At 40.7% G+C, this 22195-nt stretch carries 23 protein-coding genes and 1 riboswitch; of the genes, 2 read left to right on the top strand and 21 right to left on the bottom strand.

Going from position 1 to position 22195, the window contains the following annotated elements; translation table 11 throughout:
- Positions 1-62: 62 nt before the first annotated feature.
- Both CWB77_RS00860 and CWB77_RS00855 read right to left on the bottom strand, forming a co-directional pair.
- Positions 63-260 carry a helix-turn-helix transcriptional regulator gene (locus tag CWB77_RS00860; RefSeq protein WP_008108814.1) on the bottom strand — a complete coding sequence of 66 codons (198 nt, stop codon included), beginning with the start codon at positions 258-260 and terminating at the stop codon, positions 63-65.
- Complete coding sequence (locus CWB77_RS00855) at positions 257-679, bottom strand: hypothetical protein (protein ID WP_010391213.1); 423 nt, start codon at positions 677-679, stop codon at positions 257-259. Before CWB77_RS00855 ends, CWB77_RS00860 begins: the two co-directional genes overlap by 4 nt.
- 341 nt (positions 680-1020) lie before the next feature.
- On the opposite strand from CWB77_RS00855, the gene CWB77_RS00850 reads away from it, so the two are divergent.
- Positions 1021-2229 (top strand): MFS transporter, encoded by a 1209-nt coding sequence (locus CWB77_RS00850; protein ID WP_055011682.1) that lies wholly within the window; start codon positions 1021-1023, stop codon positions 2227-2229.
- A gap of 53 nt (positions 2230-2282) precedes the next feature.
- On the opposite strand, the gene CWB77_RS00845 is transcribed toward CWB77_RS00850, so the two are convergent.
- Complete coding sequence (locus CWB77_RS00845; RefSeq protein ID WP_138620898.1) at positions 2283-3329, bottom strand: NAD(P)-dependent alcohol dehydrogenase; 1047 nt, start codon at positions 3327-3329, stop codon at positions 2283-2285.
- A 122-nt stretch (positions 3330-3451) separates the two neighbouring features.
- On the bottom strand, positions 3452-4165 hold the full coding sequence (locus CWB77_RS00840; protein ID WP_138620896.1) for a DUF1499 domain-containing protein: 714 nt from the start codon (positions 4163-4165) through the stop codon (positions 3452-3454).
- Positions 4166-4356: 191 nt separating this feature from the next.
- Between CWB77_RS00840 and CWB77_RS00835 the strand changes: the two genes are divergently transcribed.
- Positions 4357-4578 carry a hypothetical protein gene (locus tag CWB77_RS00835; protein ID WP_008108632.1) on the top strand — a complete coding sequence of 74 codons (222 nt, stop codon included), beginning with the start codon at positions 4357-4359 and terminating at the stop codon, positions 4576-4578.
- Between the two features lie 76 nt (positions 4579-4654).
- On the opposite strand, the gene CWB77_RS00830 is transcribed toward CWB77_RS00835, so the two are convergent.
- The 17 genes from CWB77_RS00830 to CWB77_RS00750 all read right to left on the bottom strand — a co-directional run bounded on the left by CWB77_RS00830 (position 4655) and on the right by CWB77_RS00750 (position 22193).
- A complete protein-coding gene (locus CWB77_RS00830) occupies positions 4655-5605 on the bottom strand; it encodes a sensor histidine kinase (RefSeq protein ID WP_109875576.1) in 951 nt (316 codons plus the stop codon).
- Positions 5598-6149 carry a heme NO-binding domain-containing protein gene (locus CWB77_RS00825; RefSeq protein ID WP_138620894.1) on the bottom strand — a complete coding sequence of 184 codons (552 nt, stop codon included), beginning with the start codon at positions 6147-6149 and terminating at the stop codon, positions 5598-5600. Before CWB77_RS00825 ends, CWB77_RS00830 begins: the two co-directional genes overlap by 8 nt.
- 220 nt (positions 6150-6369) lie before the next feature.
- Complete coding sequence (gene hrpB / locus CWB77_RS00820; protein ID WP_138620892.1) at positions 6370-8796, bottom strand: ATP-dependent helicase HrpB; 2427 nt, start codon at positions 8794-8796, stop codon at positions 6370-6372.
- A 48-nt stretch (positions 8797-8844) separates the two neighbouring features.
- The gene (locus CWB77_RS00815; protein ID WP_010391201.1) at positions 8845-9261 is read right to left on the bottom strand and encodes a flagellar FliJ family protein; all 417 of its coding nucleotides are present in this window, start codon (positions 9259-9261) and stop codon (positions 8845-8847) included.
- A complete protein-coding gene (locus CWB77_RS00810) occupies positions 9254-10603 on the bottom strand; it encodes a FliI/YscN family ATPase (RefSeq protein WP_138620890.1) in 1350 nt (449 codons plus the stop codon). Before CWB77_RS00810 ends, CWB77_RS00815 begins: the two co-directional genes overlap by 8 nt.
- A complete protein-coding gene (locus CWB77_RS00805) occupies positions 10596-11228 on the bottom strand; it encodes a FliH/SctL family protein (RefSeq protein ID WP_138620888.1) in 633 nt (210 codons plus the stop codon). The genes CWB77_RS00810 and CWB77_RS00805 overlap by 8 nt, the downstream gene beginning before the upstream one ends.
- 2 nt (positions 11229-11230) lie before the next feature.
- Complete coding sequence (locus CWB77_RS00800; RefSeq protein WP_010391197.1) at positions 11231-12250, bottom strand: FliG C-terminal domain-containing protein; 1020 nt, start codon at positions 12248-12250, stop codon at positions 11231-11233.
- Positions 12231-13958, bottom strand: coding sequence for a flagellar basal-body MS-ring/collar protein FliF (gene fliF, locus CWB77_RS00795; RefSeq protein ID WP_138620886.1), 1728 nt, complete (start codon positions 13956-13958; stop codon positions 12231-12233). Before fliF ends, CWB77_RS00800 begins: the two co-directional genes overlap by 20 nt.
- Before the next feature lie 8 nt (positions 13959-13966).
- Positions 13967-14290: a flagellar hook-basal body complex protein FliE gene (gene fliE / locus CWB77_RS00790; RefSeq protein ID WP_010391195.1), complete on the bottom strand. Its 324-nt coding sequence runs from the start codon at positions 14288-14290 to the stop codon at positions 13967-13969.
- Between the two features lie 17 nt (positions 14291-14307).
- Positions 14308-15621: a sigma-54-dependent transcriptional regulator gene (locus CWB77_RS00785; protein ID WP_138620884.1), complete on the bottom strand. Its 1314-nt coding sequence runs from the start codon at positions 15619-15621 to the stop codon at positions 14308-14310.
- Positions 15622-15641: 20 nt separating this feature from the next.
- Positions 15642-16514: an OmpA family protein gene (locus CWB77_RS00780; protein ID WP_138620882.1), complete on the bottom strand. Its 873-nt coding sequence runs from the start codon at positions 16512-16514 to the stop codon at positions 15642-15644.
- 97 nt (positions 16515-16611) lie between these two features.
- A riboswitch (cyclic di-GMP riboswitch) is annotated at positions 16612-16694 on the bottom strand.
- Between the two features lie 140 nt (positions 16695-16834).
- Positions 16835-18910, bottom strand: a complete 2076-nt coding sequence (gene flhA / locus CWB77_RS00775) for a flagellar biosynthesis protein FlhA (RefSeq protein WP_138620880.1) — start codon at positions 18908-18910, stop codon at positions 16835-16837.
- A gap of 16 nt (positions 18911-18926) precedes the next feature.
- The gene (flhB, locus tag CWB77_RS00770) at positions 18927-20057 is read right to left on the bottom strand and encodes a flagellar biosynthesis protein FlhB (protein ID WP_138620878.1); all 1131 of its coding nucleotides are present in this window, start codon (positions 20055-20057) and stop codon (positions 18927-18929) included.
- Positions 20058-20061: 4 nt separating this feature from the next.
- Positions 20062-20841, bottom strand: coding sequence for a flagellar biosynthetic protein FliR (gene fliR / locus CWB77_RS00765; RefSeq protein ID WP_138620876.1), 780 nt, complete (start codon positions 20839-20841; stop codon positions 20062-20064).
- Positions 20838-21107, bottom strand: a complete 270-nt coding sequence (locus CWB77_RS00760; RefSeq protein ID WP_010391187.1) for a flagellar biosynthetic protein FliQ — start codon at positions 21105-21107, stop codon at positions 20838-20840. Before CWB77_RS00760 ends, fliR begins: the two co-directional genes overlap by 4 nt.
- Positions 21104-21856, bottom strand: coding sequence for a flagellar type III secretion system pore protein FliP (fliP, locus tag CWB77_RS00755; RefSeq protein ID WP_010391186.1), 753 nt, complete (start codon positions 21854-21856; stop codon positions 21104-21106). Before fliP ends, CWB77_RS00760 begins: the two co-directional genes overlap by 4 nt.
- 4 nt (positions 21857-21860) lie before the next feature.
- Positions 21861-22193, bottom strand: coding sequence for a FliM/FliN family flagellar motor switch protein (locus CWB77_RS00750; RefSeq protein ID WP_054202067.1), 333 nt, complete (start codon positions 22191-22193; stop codon positions 21861-21863).
- Positions 22194-22195: the final 2 nt, after the last annotated feature.

Genomic DNA, 22195 nt, shown 5'->3' with positions numbered 1-22195 from the left:
GGTAAATTATACTTGCTGTAGCAATCTAAAAAGCGCGACATATTGTCGCACTTTGTTAATTTTTAACCCTGTTCGTCGTCAAAAATATCTTCTATTTTTAACTCAAACAACCTTGCTGCCTTAAAGGCCAGTGGCAAGCTGGGATCAAACTTACCTTTTTCAATCGCATTAATAGTTTGGCGAGAAACATCTAGCAGCTCGGCCAACCTTGCTTGGGTGTAGTTATGCTCGGCTCTTAATACTTTTAATCGATTTTTCATTCATCACCTGCGCAATAGTGTTTATTAAGCACATACACGCTAATTAAATACACTGCCCCCATTAAAAACATTAAATCGGGTATTTGTGCTTTAAAATCAATTAAGCCACTCAATTGCAAATTAGTGTACGCAAGCCCACCTACCAATATTGCACCTAGGGTAAACCCCATGGCACTGAGATGTATTTTTTGCATCAGCTCATCCATCCCCTGTAAGTAACGTTTGTTAGCCAAAATCATTACAATGCCGGCTATTACATTTACAACTATAAAAAAGCCGCTAATTATCTCGGCGCGATCCCAAATTAATGTCGGGCCAAAGCTACATAACGCTAAGGTGAGTAACCAAATCAAGGTACATTTAACCAAGTAGCTAGTATTTTTAATTTGGCGTTGTTTTAAATTTAATTCTGTTTTCATTGCTTTAATCCTGTTTCAAAAGTAATGTTTACTTTACAAATATCATTCATACCATACAAAAAGTCAAGTTAGCATTACATTTAAATCTAATATATCTTGTTTTTAATGAGCGAGTGGCTTGCAAGCCCATATAAACCAGCCTTTCGTTTGCTTAAGTTAAATTTTATTCATCTTAAACTATGATTTAGACCATGACGGGAGGAGGCTTTTAATTTAAAATGCCAGCCTCTTTATTCCTCATTCCCATATTCAATTTTAAATAAACGTGTGTGTTGTATTTTTTAAACGTACAGGCGTTTTGTTTGCTATTAAATTTTATTCAATACCTTCAAGGATTTTACATGGCCGTTGATACTACATCGCCGTCGAGTCAGCCCAATAGAGCCGCTATTTTAGTTGTACTTGCGCTAGGCACCTTTATTTTGGGTTTATCTGAATTTTCTATGATGCCTATGTTGCCATTAATTAGTGAAGCATTTGGTAGTACCCCATCACAAAGTGGTTATGCCATTAGTGCTTATGCTCTTGGAGTGGTTGTTGGCGCGCCTATTTTAATGTTGGCAACAGCAAACATGCGTAAACAAAAAGCGCTGTTACTATTTTTAAGTTTAATGTGTATTGCTAATAGCTTAAGCGCCTTAGCTAGCTCATTAGAGCAACTTGTGCTGTTTCGGTTTTTAAGTGGTTTACCCCATGGCGCATATTTTGGCGCAGCCTTGTTATTGGCCTCAGATATAGCGCCTGCTGGAAAGCGTGCTAGCTTTATGTCAAAAGTATTTATGGGGCTGACAGTCGCAACCATTGTAGGCGTACCCGTAGTAACGCTCGTTGGGCAAAATTTGAGTTGGCGTTATTGTTTAGCCGGGGCAGGTGTACTGGCGTTTATTGCCTTTATTTTTGTTTATTACGTGGTACCCAATGTTAAAAATACTCAAAAATCTAATTTACTAAACGAGTTAGGGGTATTAAAAAATAAACTGGTTTGGTCTATTTTGGGTATTGTTATTATTGGTTTTGGTGGCGTATTTTGTATTTATACCTACGTGGCCGACACTATTTTAGATGTGACCCAATCACCCGCCTATACTATTTCAATTGCGATGGTGATGTTTGGTATTGGCTCCACACTCGGTAATTACATACTAGGAAAAGCAGCCGATAAATCGGCAATTAAAACCACGGGACTAACCCTCGCCTCAACTATTATTTTTGCATTTGCGTATGTAAGTGCCAGCTATAATATTTACTTACTTTATCTGGTGATCTTTTTTATTGGCTGTAGCTTAGGGCTTTCTACTTTAGTGCAAACACTGTTAATGGATGTATCGCCCAATGGCCATGCCATGATTGGTGCTCTCGTACAATGTGCTTTTAATATTGCTAATGCAATTGGCCCATGGGTAGGCGGCATTGCTATTGCACAAGGGGCACAACCAAATCAAACCGGGTATGTTGCAGGAGCATTATTTTTAGGCGGGTTATTTATGTGGTGGCTTAGCTTTATACAAATAAACAATAAAAGCGCAAAACAAACGGCTGCAGCGTATTAAGTATAAAAAGAGCCGCGTATAGCGGCTCTTGTTATATTCATTATTTTAATTAATTATACGTCAATCGACGCCATATCAATAACAAAACGGTAGCGCACATCTGAGCGTTCCATGCGCTCATAAGCGGTGTTAATTTCATCTATATTGATCATTTCACACTCAGGTAATACATTGTGCTCACCACAAAAGTCGAGCATTTGCTGTGTTTCTGCAATGCCACCAATTAAGGATCCTGCCACTCGACGACGACCCATTAACAATGGCACTGTGTTTAGCTCATCAACAGGGCCTACTTGGCCAACAATCACTAACGTGCCATCAATATCAAGTAGCGGTGTATACAGTGATAGGTCGTGCTTTACCGGTATAGTATCAATGATCACATCAAACGCTGATTGCGCATCTTTCATTTCATCATCGTTGTTCGACACTAAATAGTGCTTTGCACCTAGCTCAATAGCATCTTCTTTTTTAGATTCAGTGCGGCCAATAACCGTAACCGTTGCACCCATTGCCACGGCATTTTTAACCGCCATATGGCCAAGCCCTCCAAGGCCGACAACTGCAACACGGCTGCCTTTTTTAACACCCCATTTATGCAGCGGTGAGTAAGTAGTAATGCCAGCACACAATAAAGGCGCAACGCGAGATAGCTCTAAATTTTTAGGTACTGAAAGCACAAATTCTTCACGCACCACTACATGCTTAGAGTAGCCACCTTGAGTCATTTCACCATTTATTCTGTCTTTGCCACTGTAAGTGCCAACCATGCCTTCACGACAAAATTGCTCTTCGTGATTATGACATTGGTCGCAGCTTTGACATGAGTCAACCATACAGCCTACAGCAACGGTATCGCCTTGCTGATATTTAGTAACATCGCTACCAACCGAAATTACTTTACCAACAATTTCGTGCCCTGGTACTAATGGGTATTTACTGCCACCCCAATCGTTTCGCACTGCATGTAAGTCTGAATGACAGACACCACAATATAAAATCTCTATTGCTACATCGTTATTTCGTAAATCGCGGCGCTCAAAAGAAAACTCTGTAAGTTCAGAACCTTGGCTTTTTGCTGCATATCCGACTGTTTTCATAATAACTCCATAGTTTATTAAAATTTATAACTCACACAGTATGCATTATCAGCTCTGAACATGAACTGACCTAGCAACTGCAAAAAACCCAGCATAATGCTGGGCTATTCTATTTTTAGATATTACTGCACCACAACGGCGTTTAACTCGTCAATCAAGGTTTTAATACGCTGGGCATTTTTGCCTAAATCGCTTTTACCAATGCGAGATTTACTGCGTATGTCTACCACACGCTTACTGCCTTTGTCGTTAATTCGCACGACAACATCATCTTTAAAGCCAAACCAGGTTGTGGTGTCTGTTGCTTCAACAATGCCATTATTAACATCGCTATTAACCAGTTCCCAACCAAGGTTCTCCATGGCTTTTGTTGTGGCTGCCACTAACTCTAGTTGCGTTTGGTTGTATTCGAGCGATTTTAGCTCTGGGTATGCTTTTCGTTGTTGCGCTGCCGTTTCTTCACCGGCGTATGCAACAGGATTAGATGCATCAGCACGCAAAGGCACAACCGCAACAAACTCAGGAGGGTTAATTAAATCGGTAGAAATATCATGAATTGGCGGAACACTTTTTGCTGTATTCATCATGTTAAGCGGCATTGCAATAGCAACTGCTGCAAAAATAACAGTGATCACTGCACTGGCTAAGCTCACTGTTTTACGCATAAATAGCACCTGAACTAGTAATAAGGCTAATGCTGCCCCACCAACATAAACACCTAATCTAAAACCGGCAAAAGCAGTGCCTAGTTCAACAATATTAAATTTATAAAGGGGTCCCGGTAGTACCACCATTAAAAAAGCGATAAGCCCAACTAAGCTCACTAAATATTTCATTGCCTACTCCGTTATTGTTATATGGTTATTGTTTTTTAAACAGCTTTATACTGTTAACACTCCAATTTAGATTACTATGACTGATAAGTATCTATAAAGTCATAATTTATTACTCTTTTAAAGTAGATAACTTGACTCCTTGGTAAAAATCAACAAACTACGGGGGTAAAATTATCAGGGTATTATTATTTATGAAAACAGAGATTAGTTACCGATTTGAGTCATCACAAGTGGCCAATCGCTTTTTACACGAATTAAAAGATTGGCCAGTCAATGACGTAAAAACACGTCTTTTTAATGGCGGCGACAGCGTTAAAGTAAGCTACGAATATGATGAAAGCGGGTTTGATTATACCGTTGCCGAACTTGATGATTTAGCCGAGCAACACGGCGGACAAGAAGTGTCGAGTTAAGATACTAATACCTAAGCTGAATAGCCACAACACACTTTGTAGCTATGCCTATATTGTAAACTTTAAGCTTACAAAGTTATGTAGTAATAGGTATTACACAACGTATTAAAGACCCCTTACCCACTTCACTTTCAACCTCTATAGTGCCATTGTGCTCTTTAAGTACATTGTAAACTATAGCCATTCCCATACCTGTGCCTTGGCCTACGGGTTTAGTGGTAAAGAAAGGATCGAACATTTGTTTAAGTGTATCAGCGTCCATCCCACAGCCGTTATCTGCCACTTCTATGTAAATATTGTTTTTATTGGCAAACAGTTTAATAGTTACTTTTCCTTGCTGATCGTGCAAGTCATCACAAGCGTGTTTGGCATTAATTAATAAGTTTACAAAGACTTGTTTCATCGATGATATATTACACTGTGTTAGGGGTAACTTTTCAATGTGTAACTCTATAGCACACGTTCCCAGCTGGTTTTCGAGTAGCTTTAGCGTGCCATTTAATGATTCTGTAATATCTGCCATTGTTGTTACGTTGTCTTTTAGGCTCGCAAAGTCGACAAGATTACTAACAATATGAGCGATACGCTCTAAGCCCTCTTGAGTATCATCAACTAAGTCATCAATATCATCCACAATAAAGCTTAAGTCGTTCTCTCGGTTGAGCTGAACTAAAATAGACTCTAACTGCGTTACTGAAATCGATTTATCTACAAATTGTTGAGCCGCCGTCATTAACGAAACCAACACGGGCTTTATAAATTTTATGCTTGCTACATTACTGGTTATGTAAGCAAGCGGATTATTTATTTCGTGAGCCATGCCAGCAGAAAGTGTGCCTAATGTGGCCATTTTTTCACTTTGCATTAAGGTTATTTGTTGGTTTTTGACCGTTTCGAGCTTTTCTTCCAGCTCTTGATTAGCAATAAACAACGCCCGTGTTTTGTCTTCTAGTAGGGTTTCTAATTGATCTCTGGCTGATTTTTCGCGCAAATACGCTTTTTTATAATTGTAGTCGTCTTCAGCCATGGGGAGTCTCATATTTTATTTCAATTAAACACGAATCAAACCCATTATGCATGCACTGGGCATGATTAAGTTTAGCATCAACCCCATAATGAGCCGCAGCACCAAAAATAAGCCCTTCGGCGCACATACAAAGCTGTCGCTTAGAGTTGTAACGCATTAAAATAAACCCGTCTTCAATAATTTGGGCGTCAATTTCAGGTAAATTAGGCTCATGATAAAGCTTAGCGACTTCAACATGAATTACTTTATCAATACTAATAATGAGATCAGCAAAACTATTAAAGCTGTCTACTATAGCTGGGTGACGTGCCTTTAAGTGAGAAAATAAATACTCTCCAAAGGCCTTTAATACCTCTGGCATAGACATAGAAAGTGCAGTTGCTACATCTTGTGCCAAACCAACTATTTCTTCATCTGGATAACTTTCTGCAGAAATATAAACACGACCTTCAGGTGCATTTTTTTCAAGTAAGTCGTCCCATGCAGCCATGCCACATTTTTCAATAACCAGTGCCTCAAGCCCTCTAAAGATAACGCCTTTCATGCATGTTCCCTCCATTATCACTTTTAGATTGTTAGCTGCGCCTTCAATTAGTTACAAACGCTCGCTACCTTACGGCTCATATTTACACTAGCGTAGTAAGTCTTACTCTGTAAAATGTCAGCATTAAAGTAATAGTAGTTTAGTCGCTTGTAAAACGCCCAAAAAAGTTCGTTATTTGCATGGTCAACATTTAACATTAAGTAAAGTTAAGAAAGCGTGATCACATTCTGCTTTTTACTCTATTGGTGGCAACGCTATTGGCAGGATCGTCTGGCCAAAAATGCTTCGGGTAGCGCCCTTTCATCTCTTTTTGTACCTCGCGGTAACTACTATTCCAAAAATGTGCTAAGTCTTGAGTTAACTGTAGTGAACGCTTGCCTGGAGATAACAACTCCATTAGCAGTGTTAATTTACCGTTAGCTAACATAGGCGTGCTGGTTAAACCATATACTTCTTGCATGCGCACACTAAGCTTGGCAGGTCCATCAAGTTGGTATTCAATTTTTATGTTAGAGCCACTTGGTACTGTTAGCCGCAGTGGGAGTAAAGATTTTAGCTCGCTTTGCTGTTGCCAATTAAAACAATTTTGTAGTGCCTCAAAATAATTAAACTTTTTAAGTTGCTCAAGGGTTTTAATATCTTCAAGGTATACCCCTAACCAATCACCTGCTGTTTCAATGAGCTGCTGCTGACTAATAATAGGAAACTGTTCTGGCATCAATTTACTAGCTAAGCACATTCTAATAAGTAACTGCTCACTTTCTTTTTGCTCGTTAAACAGTGAAAAGCCCTGTTTGGCAAACAAACTAAGCCATGCCTTGGTGCGCTCTGTTTTATCAAGCTTATGTTTACTTGGTTGGCTACTAAGGGTAATTTCCCCAAGTTTTACTTCATCTTGATGAATAAACCGAGCGGCTTTTTCATCAAACTCGCAGCGGGTTAACTCAGTGAATAAATACGGTAAATACTCTTTAAGCGAAAATGGATTTAGCGCCGTGGCCGCAAAAATACGCCCGCCTTTATGTCCGCCCATACTGGCAATAGCTATATATTCGTCATTATGCCAGTAGTCAGGGTTTAGTTCAGCCCCTGCCCCATTTGCTAATAAGTAGCCATTACCACGTTTTTTAGCGATGCGATCAGGGTAGGCAAGCGACACTAATAAGCTTAAATGTTCAGTGTTTAAATCTGTACGACTGTCGGTAAATTTTAAGCGTTTGAACCAATAATTTAATTGCTGCTTAAACACCGGATGTGGTCGTTGTTGTTGACTATGCAGTGCTAGGTTGAGCTCATTGGCAGTGCTAACTCGGCTTTCTAGTAAGGCCACTAAATAAATAGCTAAGCGATAAATCCCACTTAACTGTGGTTCTAACATTTGCGCTTTTAATAACATATGCGCTAAGCGAATATCGGCACCAAAGCCCAACATTTTACTACCCAGCGTGGTGAGCTTACCGTTACTATCTATAGCTTCAAGCATAGATAATAAATTAGTAGCTTGGCTGCATTGTTGCTCACTCGGCGGGTCAAGTAAGGTGAGTTCACTAATACTTGCGCCCCACTGCTTCGCCTCAAGCATCAGTTGGCTAATATCTGAGGTAAGAATATCAGGGTTATCGTGGCTGTTTCGTCTTTCAAAAGTTTGTTTGGAACCTAACCGATACACAACCCCTGGTTCTATTCGTCCTGCACGCCCTGCGCGTTGTACTGCCGATGAACGCGATATACTTTGCGTAGTGAGCTCAGTGACACCGGTTTTTAAATTAAAGCTGGCTGCACGGCGCTTGCCGCTATCAACAACAATTCTAATACCTTCAATGGTTAAACTTGTTTCGGCAACATTGGTCGTTAATACTACTTTTCGCATCCCTTGAGGCGCAGGTGAAATTGCAGCTTGTTGATTAGCTTTATCTTGTTCGCCAAATAATGTGGCAACAATACAATCATTGGGCAAGTCGCTCAGCGCTTGCTGCACTCGCAGTATTTCACGCTGGCCGGGTAAAAATACCAGCGCACTGCCTGTTTGCTCATTGAGTGCTTGTTTTATTATTGGTGGAATAGCATCAAGCCAGCGGCTTTCATCTTTTATTGGGCAATATATTTCGTCAATGGGGTAACTTCGCCCGTTTGATTGAATTACTGGGCAATTAAAAAACCCAGTGTAGCGTTCGCTATCAAGGGTGGCCGACATCAACATAATGGTTAAATCTTCACGCAGTGCCGCTTGCGATTCTAAAGCAAAAGCCAGTGCGGTATCTGCTGCGATGGAACGCTCATGAAACTCATCAAAAATAAGTAAATCAACATCACTAAGCTCAGGATCATTTTGTAACATGCGCGTAAGCATGCCTTCGGTAACTATTTCAAGGCGAGTTTGTGTGCTGACTTTACTTTCACCTCGCACCCGTAAACCGACACTTTGCCCTAGCGTTTCGTTTTGGCAGTGCGCTAAATAGTTAGCAATATTTCTTGCTGCCAAGCGCCGCGGCTCTAACATGACGATGCGCTTATAATGCCCATCGCGCATAAGTTGTAATGGCAACCATGTTGATTTACCAGCACCAGGCGGCGCTTGCAGTAAGGTGATTGGGTTGGCTTTTAAAGCATCAATGAGTGAAGTATATATTTCTTGAACCGGCAGCACGCTATTTACCCTAAATTACTTTGCCGCCATTGTAGCAAAAATTAGCAGTTATTTATGCAGAGTACGACTATGTGCTTGGCTGATCATTTCGTCTAACGTTTTAGCCTCTTGCTGCTGCGCTTTATTTTGATCAGCACGATGCCTATTACTCACTATCCCTTCTATGCCTTTGGTGAAGCTCATTTGCTTAAAACAAGCTTGCTGCTGACGTAATTCATCTTGCTGTGAATCATCAATGCGCGCTTGTTGCTGCGTCGATAAGCCAGACAAAATACGCTTCATCCCTGATAAATTTTGTAAGCTCAGCGCCGAGCTCATTTGCTGGTTTTTATCCATACTGTTTATGTGCTGCTGAAGTTGCGATAAACGTTGCTGCTCTAGGTTACTTCTTTGTTGTAACTGAGTTTGCTCGGCCAGCATTTTATCTAATTTTTGTTGTTGTAATCCTAAAAATTTATTAAGCATTCAGTTTACCCATCACTGCATTTAATTGAGTTATTGACTGTGAAAAATCCACTTGTTCGTTCAACCCTTGGCATAGAAATGATTCGATTTGTGGATACAAATTTACCGCACTGTCGAGTTCCGGATCTTTACCTGCCTGATACGCCCCTAAAGGAATAAGCTCATGCACTTGCATGTAGCGGCTATAAAGTTTTTTCAATTTATAACAAAAACTTAGCTGCTCATCACTTACTATATTTGGCATTACTCGGCTAATCGATGAACCAATATTAATGGCCGGATAGTGGCCCTTTTCTGCTAAGGTGCGATCCAATACTATATGGCCATCAAGAATTGCTCGGGCATTATCGGCTATTGGATCTTGTTGATCATCGCCTTCAGCTAATACTGTATAAATGGCGGTCATGCTGCCTTTGCTTTTTTCACTATTACCGGAACTCTCAACCAGCTGGGTTAATTTACTAAATACCGATGGCGGGTATCCTTTGGATGCAGGCAGCTCACCTACCGATAAGCCAATTTCTCGCTGTGCTTGCGCATAGCGGGTTAATGAGTCCATCAACAGCAATACATTTGAATTTTTATCTCTAAAATAAGCCGCCAATTTATGGCTAAGCTCGGCCGCTTTAATACGCAATAAGGGAGAATCGTCTGCTGGGGATGCTATTACGATGGCTTTTTTTAAGCCTTCTTTACCTAGGCTTTGCTCAATAAAATCTTTTACTTCCCAACCACGCTCACCGACAAGGCTTACAATAACCACATCGGCAGAGGTAAAGCGGGTCATCATGCCAAGCAACTTACTTTTACCTACACCCGAACCTGCAAATAGCCCTAAACGCTGGCCTTTTCCCACACTAAATAAGCTATTAATAGCGCGAATACCCACATCTAACGGCTCGATAACGCCTTTGCGCTCCAGCGGCGTTAAAGAATAATCGTTACCCAATTTACTGGCGCTTTTTATACTGTCTTGTTCAAGTGGGCCTAAGTTATCAATCGGCTGCATTTGCGCATCAAGCACACGCCCTAATAACTTTTCAGAAATAGCCACATGGCTGTTTTTTATAACTGGCCTAACGCGTCCACCTGAATATAAATTTTGAATTTTTTTTAGTGGCATTAAATAGGCTTCATCTTGATTAAAACCTACTACTTCAGCGTCATACCAGTGACCATCAACACTTTCTACTTGGTATTTTTCACCCATAGCAAATTGCCCACCGGTAGCGGTAAGCGTTAAACCATTAACTCGTGTTAAACGGCCATAGCTTTTAACTAATTCAGGCGGGGTTAGCGCTTTCAGCCCAGACTTTAAGCTGGTATGTAAAGGGTTAGTCATGCGGCTGTGCTTTTAAAATTTCAGGTATCACTTCATCCAGTAGGCTTTGTAATCGCTCTGAAAAAGAAAATCGATGTGTTTGTTGCTCTGCCACCAGTTCAACATCTCCACTGATCAGAGCTTCGTCAAAATAAACCGGCACTAAAAACTCAGCTAAACGTGCATCATTAAAGCAGTGGCGATCAGAGCCTGAGAACATAACTTTTGTTACTACATCGCGATTGCTAAGCAAGGTAATGGCTTTTTCAATAAGCTGCGCGCGTATTTCGGGGCGTACTTTTAGCTCGCAGTCAATAACGTGCTCAGCCAAGGTACTTATCATTAAGGCAAGATCTTGTTTAAACTCATCATTAAAGTTAAGTAGCTCATTATTAGCTTTATCAAATAAAGTGTTAAAACGTTCAATAAGCTGTGTTTTTTGCGTCTCGAGGCGCTCAGAAACACGCAACTCTATTTGTTGCTCCATTTGCTGCTCTAATTCGCTTTGCTTATTGGCAGCCCCCTGCGCGAGCCCTTCTTCATAGCCCTGCTGTAAACCAACACGCTGAGCAGCATCTAAACGCTCTTGCAGCGTTTGATGTTGCTCATTTTTATTTAAAGTGGGAAACCTAAATGCTTGACTCATAGTTAGCCTGCGGTCTCTTCTTCAAATAAGCGATATTCAATATCACCTTGTTTGCTCATGTCTCTAACTATCGACATAATTTCTTTTCTGGCGGCAATCACTTTGCTCAGTGGTTGCGCGCTTAAACCATCAATTTGCTGCTGGTACACTTGCGCTAAACGTTTAGGTAGTGCACCTAAAACACGCGCTAAAAACTCGCTGTTTACACCCTTTAACGACATCGTCCATAACTCATCAGGAATGTCATTAAGCAACAAGGTTAGTGTCTCGTCTGTTTGCTTAATTAAGCCATCAAAGTCGTACATTTTCTCTTGTATTTCATCAGCTACGTTAGTGTTATGTTTTTTCATTAGTTCGATAATTTGGCTCTTATTACCGTTGTAACGATTCATAATTTCTACCGCTTTATCGACACCATTCACTTGTGCGCCTACTTGGCGGCCAACAAACTCAATACACGACTCAAGCGTTAAGCGCACATCATCAATAACGTGTTCGCTCACTTCACGAAGACTGGCAATTCGATACAGTAAATCATCATGCTTCGATTCTGGAAACAGTACAATAATGGCTGAGGCTTGCTCTGGCGGTAAAAAGGCCAAAAACAGCGCTTGCATTTGCACATGTTCCTGATCTAAAAAGCGTACAATAAGCTCTGGCGGGATCCACTCTAAACGACGTAAATCGTCATTCATTGCACCACCATAAATATCATCAAGCATAGTTTTGGCAAGCTTACGGCCGACAGCTTTATCAAGTGCTCGCTCTAAATACACACGCGACGCGCCATTGACGCCACTTTCATTGCGGTAGCAATCAAAAAATTCACTCAAGGTGCCTGCAACATCCTGTTGAGTAACGTTTGAAATTTTAGCCATACGCTCAGAAATAGCCTGCACTTCACGGCGGCCTAATTTACGAATGACACTGGCGGCATTTTCCTCGCCCATACTTAGCAATAAAATAGCGGCGCGATCTAGCGCCGGTAATTGTGAGCCTTTATCAAGCTTTTCTTGATTCAATTTCAACTCCTTGTTCTACCCAATATTTTATTACCGACGTAACACGCTCGGTTTCTTTGTTAGCAAGTAACTGCATGTGCGCTATTTGTTCTTCAAAGTCATTGCCTATTTGCGGTAACGACATATTTTGATGTTCGCCTGCGCCTTCTTTGGCGGTTAAGTTTTCTATTTGCGATTTAGCATTAATGGCGTCATCAAGCGGACTGCTTTGTCTTTCTGTTGTAGAGGCTGATTTAACCTCATTATCAGCGGTTGCCATGGCGTTGTTTGCTTCGTTACTTTTACCTTTTATTAAGTGATTAACTAAAGGGCGCACACCAAATAAAATCAGCAATAAACTAATTAAAGTACCCACAATATAACGGGCATACTCTTTAAGCTCAGGCATTTGCCACCATTCAAGACCTTCACCTGGGGCTAGTATTTTTTGTTCTACAAAGGCAAAGCTAGTGATGTTGAATTGATCGCCGCGTGCGTCGTTAAACCCCGTGGCCTTTTTTACCATTTCACCTAATGAAGCCAGCTTTTCTTCGCTCCAGCCATCAGCTGTTCCAGCTACTTGCTCATTAATAAGTACCGATAAGCTCATGTTTTTAATGCGGCCTACTTCAAATTGGGTATGAGTTACCGAGCGACCATTTTCAAACTGTCGTTTACTCTCATTTCGTTGTGAAGTTCGCTCGTTGTTTTCATCTTCAGCTTGTTCGTTAGGCACAGGTGGCTCATTAGCTAAAGAGCCCGGAATACCAGCCGCCAGCTGATCTAGGGTGCTATCAGATTTAATAAACTCTTGTGTTAATACATTTTGTGGGTCAACCATTTCACGTGTTTCTTCAACCACACTAAAATCAACATCACTAGAAACCTGAATTCTAAAATTACCTTCACCCAAAATTGGCAACAACATAATAGATGCGCGTTGCTCTATGTTGCGCTCAACTTTTTCAATAAAGGCGAGCTTTTTATCGGTTTCTTTGCCTACTGGAGTGGTATCAAATAAGTCGCCGCTGAGTAATTTACCACGCTGATCTACCACCGACACAGAACGAGAATCAAGCCCAGGCACACTGCCAATAATCAGTGCAATAATGGCTTCCACTTGCTCTGGTTTAAGTTCGTGTCCTGGCGCTAAATCAACCATCACAGACGCTGCGGTTTTTTGCTCAGTACGCCCAACAAATAAGCTGCGCTTAGGGACTGCCAAGTGCACCCGCGCATTGCGTATGCCTTGCATGTTAATAATGGTGCGTGCCAACTCACCTTCCAAGGCATGCTGGTATTGCATAGATTCGATAAATTGACTGGTGCCCATAGACACTTTGTCGCTAATATTCTCAATACCCTCAGGCATAGAGGCTTTTATTCCTCTAGCCGCAAGCGTGATTCGTGCATCAGCCAGTTTTTCTTGTGGCACTAAAATATTACCGCTATCGGTATCGATGCGGAACGTGATTTGTTCTTTATCTAAAATTTCTAAAATATTGGCTTTATCGTAGCTTTCTTGATTACCGTAAAGCGGTACGTAGTTTTTAGCCGAGGTCCATAAAATAAGGACTATAGTAGCCGCTACTAATGTCGCTAGTAGAGCAATGGTCGCGACACTTCTGTCACCTGAGTTGCCGAAGTTTAATTTGTTGGAGAGATTAACCACTCTTTCTTTTAGGTTGCTCTCATTTTGCTCAGGTACTTTTGCTAATTCTCCTTTCATATCAGCCTCTACAGTGACATGCGCATGACATCATCAATGCCATTGAGCACTTTATTGCGCATTTCCATCAGCATAGAAAAACTAAGCCCCGCTTTTTGACTGGCGATCATTGCGCCTACCACATCTTCACTTTCACCAGTATCAACGGCTTTAACCATTTCACCGGCAATATTTTGTTGGGCGTTGATAGAGCGAATAACATGCTTAAAGTCTTCACTAATATTTACATTTTGATTACTGATAGCAGCCGGCTCTATGCTCTCTGGACCTGCAATTTTTTGCATATCCATCATTTTGCCCAGCATCATTTGTTGACTTTCAATTGGCGACATTCTTTTTTTCCTTCAAATTATGCAATTGCATCAATATCAATACCGCATTCACGCATAGCGGCAATTTTGTATCTTAATGCTCGGGTAGTTACGCCAAGCGCCTGTGCTGTTTGAGTACGATGACCTTTAAACCGACTCAATAAACTGTATATATAATCAAACTCCGCCTGCTTTTTATTCTCCTTTAACTGCGTGGCACAAAAAGCCGCCGCTGCAGGTGAACATTGCGGTAAATTTAAATCTTCAACCTGAATTTCAACACCTCTGGCCATAACTAATGCACGTTGAATCACGTTTTCAATTTCCCGTACATTGCCCGGCCAGTTGTAACAAAGCATCACATCTTCTGCTTGTTTACTAATGTGAAACTCAGAGTTACCATATTTTTTGATAAAGTGATGAGCCAATGGAATGATGTCATCAACACGATCCCGAAGTGCAGGCCAACTAAGCGGTAATACATCTAAACGGTAAAATAAGTCTTCACGAAAAGCGCCTTGCTCAACTTGTTCACGCAATATGCGGTTAGAGGCGGCAATAATGCGTATATCTAATTTTATTTTTTGATGACTGCCGAGTCTTTCAACTTCTCGCTCTTGTAATACCCGCAGTAATTTAGCTTGTAAATCCAATGGCAGCTCAGTAATTTCATCCAGTAAAATAGTACCGCCATTGGCCAGCTCAAATTTACCTGCCTGAGCATTCACCGCACCGGTGAATGCCCCCTTATTAAATCCAAATAACATGGCTTCGAGCATATTTTCTGGGATTGCAGCACAGTTAACTGCAATAAATGGCTTATCTTTACGGTCTGAGGATTTATGAATAAAGTGCGCTAACTTCTCTTTACCTGTTCCCGATTCGCCGGTAATTAACACCCCTGCCGATGTTTGGGCAGCTCGATTAGCTAAACGCAGTACTTGTTGTGACTTAGTTGAAACAGCGATTAAATCTTCAAACCCATGCTTCATTGAATCAGTGTTTCTGATTGTTTTTTTAAGCTGCTCAGCAAAGAAAGGTTTTAAGAGATAATCAACAGCGCCACCGTTATTAATAGTTTTTGAAGCAATTTCACTTTGTGAAGAATCGACTAACGTCACAATTTGCGAAGTGGGACATGTTTTACGCAGTAATTTTACTAATTCAACCAGTTCGAGTTGTTGAGTATCCGCATCAACAAACACAAGCTCTGGCTTACTTATAAGGCAGTGGCTAACCGCATCGCTGATGGAGTTTGTATGCAGAAACTTAAAATTTTCGGCAAATACAACTTGCTGAATCTCAGGCGTTGGCTGCTGCTCACTGATCCATAAAAGGTATCTTTGACTCATATTTTTCCTTTGCAGTGCAATTAACTTGAGTGTCGGAAAAGACGAACTAAAACACGGCGATTAGACGATGCGCCCTGCTCCGAGTTTTTTATAATGGGATAACGTTGACCATGCGCTCTTACTTCTAACATGTCTTTGGGTAAGCCAAATTCAATAAGTCTGGCAGCTACGTCATCTGCTCTTTCTTTTGAAAGCAACCGATTTGACAGCGGCGAGCCCGTATTATCTGTGTGGCCATCAACTAGCACTTTACTTACGCGACTGTCTAAAGAAATGTAACGCACTAAATCTTTTAAAAATTTAAGATCTTTAGCCGTTGTTACTGTGCGCTGCCCACTGGCAAACTGTAATTGATGATCGCGTGCTTGCTCCCAAGAAAGCGGCGATAAATTAGCTAAACACTGTTGATAATCGGCAACTATTTCATCGCTATGGGTATTAGTAAAGGTCAGGCGAAGTTGTTCATCACCAAAGCTTACTAGCGTGTCTAACCAACCGCCTTGTTTAATCACACGAAGTAATGCGGTCATATCGGCAGAAAATTGCACCTTGTTATCTTCGACATTAGAGGATACAAAGTTCACGGCAGTAAGAATGGTATCTGCAGATTGCCAATCTGCTTTACGAGATAAAACGTGTAAACCTACTATTGGTTTATCTTGTAAAAGCCAAGTAAATTCCAATTGTTGAGTTTTTGCTGGGAGGGTTTTTACTTCAAGTAACGCATAATTATCAAAGCGCTGTTTGAGTGAACACGCAAACGGGTTACTATTTACTGACCAAATAGAGTTTTCGTAGTTTTGCACCAGGTTTTGCTCTGATGTGTGTCCCTGCGAGGACATAAACACAGCACAGGGCAATGCAAATTTAATCAGCTGAGTTAATCTATTCATGTATATTCCGTATAAAGTTAAATAGAACAATTAAGTTTTTTAAATCAATAGCGAAATACAACAAATACAAACACAGTATTAATGAATATCACTAAGTTAATGTAACCCCACGATCGTAGCGATAGCCTTAGACTGGGAGCTTTGCGTCCTATGCTTTCGCATAGTTTGCCATTTAATTTACTTAAGCATTATTTTAAACCAATATAAAAACTAGTAACTATGTACAATAAAAACAACAGACTATAGTTAAATATCATTAAATGCAAATATTACTATATAAAATTCATAGCCAGTTCATTTTATGCTCATTTTACAATCATTCATCCCAACGAACCGAGTATATCTACCCGAATGGTATCTGGAATTTCATTATAAGAAAGAACAACTAAGCTACCCTTAGTAAAGGTTTTTGCGTAACGAGCTAATAGCGGCCGAAGCTGCGGCACCACAATTAATGTAGGCGTTACCCCTCTTGATTTCATGTCTTCGACTATCATCGGCATTGTGCGTTGAAATTGCCCTAGTAAATTAGGGTCTACCGCAAAACTATCTAGTACAACTTTGCCAGCCTGCATAGCTTGATCAAGTGAGCTTTGTAAGGTGCTTTCTAGTTTTTCATCTAAGCTATAGGCACTGAGTTCATCACGATTACCCATCACCTGTTTTACCAATACTTTTTGCAGTGCGCAGCGTACGTCTGAAACCAGTAAAATCGGATCTTTAGTTACCTCAATACTGTCTATTAATGTGCCGGCGATAGTAACTATGTCTTTAATACTTATGTGTTCTTTTAGTAGTAAACGAATCACTTTTAGCTGTAAATTAGTCGGTAATGCTTTTTCGAAGGTTTCGGCTAAGCTAGGTGAGATTTCTTTTAGTCGCTCATTAAGCTTTTGTACGTCTTCATAACTAAATAACTCATCTAAATGTTCTTTGATCACTTTGCCGGTATGAGTAGCAATAATGGTGCCTAAATCAACCACTGAGTAACCCATATTCAATGCTTGGGTTTTACTGTCATCTTTTATCCAAACAGCCTCAAGCCCATAAGCAGGATCAGTGGTTAATTCACCATCTAAGCTGCCGTATACATCGCCGGTGTTTAACGCGAGTAGTTCTTTGGCGTTTACATTAGCACTTGCAACAGGCACACCGGCTAAGTTTACTTTGTATTCTTGTGGGTTTAATTTTAGGTTATCTTTTATTCTGATCTCCGGTAATAAAAACCCAAGTTGCTCAGAGAGATTTTTACGCACACCTCTTAAGGTTTTTACCAGCTCTTCCCCTTTGTCTTTATCGGCTAAATAAACCAAACGAAAGCCAAGCTCAACCGACAACTTATCAACATGAGAAATATCTCCCCATTCTAAGTTAGCCTGTTGCTCACTTAAAATAGTGTCGGTCATTTGTTCGGCTTCAATTAAAGAGTTATCGGGGAGAGAGCGTTGTAATCGCCAAGCAACATAAAATAATGGCGCGGCAAACCCTAAAAAGGCGACAGTGGGCATCCCAGGCACAATACCAAGCGTAACCATAATTAAAGCAGCAGTAAAAATAACACGTGGAGAGGCAAGTAACTGCTTACCTACTGCTTCACTTACATCGCCTTCATCGTTCATACGCGTAACAATAATTGCAGCAGCAACCGCGAGTAATAACGAAGGAATTTGCGCAACTAAGCCATCACCTATGGTTAACAGTGCAAAACGCTGAAACGCTTCGGCTAAGCTTAAACCATGTTGAAAAGCACCTATTGAAACACCGCCCAACAGGTTGATCACTAATATAATTAAGCCAGCTATAGCATCACCGCGTACAAACTTAGATGCACCATCCATAGAGCCATAAAAATCGGCTTCTTGGGCTATAGTACTGCGTCGCTCTTTTGCTTGCTCAGGGCCAATTAATCCGGCATTTAAATCCGCGTCAATTGCCATTTGTTTACCGGGCATGGCGTCTAGAGTAAAGCGTGCAGCCACCTCAGAAATACGCTCACCGCCTTTGGTAATAACCACAAAGTTAATCACCATTAAAATAACAAACACCACAATACCAACGACGTAGTTACCGCCTATAACCACTTCACCAAACGCTTGAATAACGCGACCTGCCACATCTGAGCCTTCATGGCCATGCAGTAATACCACACGTGTTGAAGCAATGTTTAGGGTTAAACGCATCAAGGTGGCGACTAACAAAATAGTCGGAAATACAGAAAAATCGAGCGGCTTTTTAGTAGACACAGCGACTAACAATACAATCACCGACAATACAATGTTAAAGGTAAACAATGCATCTAATAGCCATCCTGGTAATGGCAAAATAACCATCGACAAAACAGCTAACAACAAAATAGGAATAGCGGTATAAGGTTGAGTAAAACTGCGCCAGTTCAAATTATAACTCCAACATCTAAGGTTTCTGTAAGTTTTTAGGGATTGTTAATTCAGGTAAAGCTGCAGGTGCTTGCCCACGTCCTTGCTTGTATGCTTTTAATTGCAATACATAGGTCAGTACATAGGCAACCGCACTGTATAAGCCGTTGGGCACTTCTTGGTCGACCCGAGTCGAAAAATAAATAGCCCGTGCTAATGCAGGGATTTCTATTATTTCTTTGTTATTCATACGGGCCACTTCGCGAATTCTCAGCGCCATTTCATCTACGCCTTTAGCGACAACATAAGGGGCTTTAGCCGCTTCTTCACTGTACTTTATTGCCACAGCATAATGAGTAGGGTTGGTGACAATCACATCGGCAGTGGGAACACGCTCTTCAATTTTTCTATTCGATTGCTGATATTGTATTTGCCGAATTTTATTTTTTATCTCAGGGCTACCGTCTGAAGATTTACGCTCTTCTTTTACTTCTTGGTGGGTCATTTTTATTTTATCGGCAATCTGTTTTTGCTGAAAAGGCACATCAATAACTGCAATAAAAAGTAGTAAAGTTACCGTGATCATTAACGATAAAAATAACAACTCAATGCCTTGGCCTATCGCCACTTTTATATCTAAGTTTTGTAACATCATCAGCTGCATCCACAGCTTAGTTAAAAAGGTATATAAGCAAATCGCCAGTAAGGTTATTTTTAGTATTGATTTAAGTAGCTCAACTAACGACTGTTTACCAAACATTTTGCCTAACCCGGTTAGTGGGTTGAGCTTGCTCATTTTTAGCGCCACGAGTTTTTTTGAAAACACAAACCCGCCAGGTAAACACCCAGTGATCCACATTGCGCAAAAGCTTAATAATAAAAACGGCGTAAGGGTTGATAGCATATTCATAATGGCCTCGCCCAACGCGATGGGCATCATTTTTTTATTATTTATAATCGTATGATCCAGCACCATAGTACTGTTCATTAAGTTAACAAATAAGCTGTAAAATAAATTGGCAAACCACAATAACCCAGCAATACTGACCATTAATAAAATAGCGGTATTGAGCTCTTTTGAGCGCGCGACTTGGCCGTCTTCTTTGGCTTTTTTTAGCCGTTTCTCTGTGGGTTGTTCTGTTTTTTCTTGCGAGCTATTTTCAGACATACCGCTACCTCATCGCTTGTGCAAAGGTTGTTAGTACATGATACGTTAGCCTTGAAAACGCACTTCCTGTGTACTCTAAGGTCATAAATACGCAGAAAAACCCCATCAATAGCGACATAGGGAAACCCAATACAAAAATATTTAATGACGGCGCCGCCCTACTTGCTACACCAAAGGTTAAGTTAACCAATAACATGGCGACTATCCCTGGTAGCGACAGCAATAAAGCAGAGGAAAACATCCACGCAAACAACATAATAATCGCCTGAATATCAAACTCATAAATACTGCGACCAATCGGAAAGCTATGAAAGCTCTCTACCATAACTTGTAGAGTTATTAAGTGACCATCTGCGGCAAAAAACAGTAATGCACACATAATCCAAAATAACCGTCCCAATAATGCCACTTGGTTACCACTACCGGGGTCCATAACAAGCGCCATTGATAAACCCATCTGCATGGATAAGATCAGCCCTATCATTGCCATTACTTCAAACAAAATACGCAGCGATAACCCCATCATTACCCCAAAAATAATTTGCTCGAAGGTTAAGATGGCGGCATCTAAAGAAAACAAGTCAATAGCAGGTGCAAGTGGTAACTGCGGAGCAACTAAAAAAGCCAACATCATAGACACTAAAATACGAGAGCGCGGCGTTACTGCCGGATTGTCAAATACCGGCATAGACCATAAAAGTGCAGAAAAACGTACAAATGGCCACCAAAGCGTGCCCATCCAGCTGACTAAGTCAGTAGACGTTAAAGCAAGTAATGAGCTCAACCAAATACTCCAGGTAACATAAATTTGAGCTTATCAAACCAATCAATCAAAATTTGTAGCATCCAATGCCCCGCAAACACTACCATTAATAAGGTTAATAACATACGTGGTAAGAACGTTAGGGTTTGCTCTTGAATAGAGGTCGCACCTTGAATAATGGCCACTACAATACCTAGAATTAAACCCGGCACAATTAAGACTAAAATCAGTTTTATTATGGTATAAACCGCGCTTGAAATAAGCTCTACCGACATTTCTGGGGTCATGGTGACATTCCAAATGTTGCTGCCAGCGTACCCGCTATCATTGACCAGCCATCGGCAAGTACAAACACCATGAGCTTGAACGGTAAGCTAATGATCAGCGGTGATAGCATCATCATACCCATAGACATCAGCACACTACTGACAACTAAATCTATAATTAAAAAAGGAATAAATAACATAAAGCCAATTTGAAAAGCGGTAGTAAGCTCACTTAGTACAAAGGCAGGCATTAATACTTCAAACGGAATCTCTTGCGCGGTGAGTGTGGTTGGCTCATTGGCAATTAATAACACTTGGCGTAATTCACTTTCGCGAGTTTGCCTAAGCATAAAAGCACGCAAAGGCTTTTCTGCGGTGAGTAAAGCTTCTTCTAACCCTATGGTTTGCTGCTGAAAAGGCGTATATGCATTTTGGTAAATATCCTGCCAAACTGGTCGCATAATCAACATGGTGAGCATCAGTGAGATGCCAATCAAAATTTTATTCGGTGGGCTTTGTTGTAACCCCATAGCTTGGCGCAAAATTGCCAATACAATGATGATTCTGGTAAACGACGTTAAAACCATCAGTAGCGCAGGTAATAAACTCAATACCGTCATTAATAAGAGTATTTGCAATTTAACGCTATAGTCTTGCCCGTCGGCCGTATCTTTTAGAGAAAACAGCGTAAGTTCTTCCGCATTTAGCCAGCTTGGTAAAAACATCATGATCAACAGTAGGCTAACTTTAAAAATTACGCGTTTATTCATTTGTTTATTGATCCTTTGCGGTATCTGTTTGAGCAAATTTCAAACCATACTGCCCTTCAACCATTACCACTTCTGCTTTAGCAAAAAATACCCCATTCACTTTTACATCAAGCGCTTCACCAGCTACTTTGTCTAGCTTAAGCACATCGCCTTCTTTGGCTTGGCTAAGCTCGCCTAAGGTAATTTCAGTACTTGCTACTTCAAGAGTGACGAGTAAAGGAACATCTTGAAAAAATGACATATTTCCTTCGTTAGTTTTGTTAACAGATTTATCATCAAATCCATCAAAAGCATCAAGCTCTAAGCCCGCCAAGGCGCTATCAAGGTTCTCGTTCATAA

The sequence above is a fragment of the Pseudoalteromonas sp. S1610 genome (assembly GCF_005887465.1).
Classification (GTDB): Bacteria; Pseudomonadota; Gammaproteobacteria; order Enterobacterales; family Alteromonadaceae; genus Pseudoalteromonas; species Pseudoalteromonas undina.
Note: the sequence above shows the minus strand (reverse complement) of the source record. Positions and strands in the feature narration are given on the sequence as shown.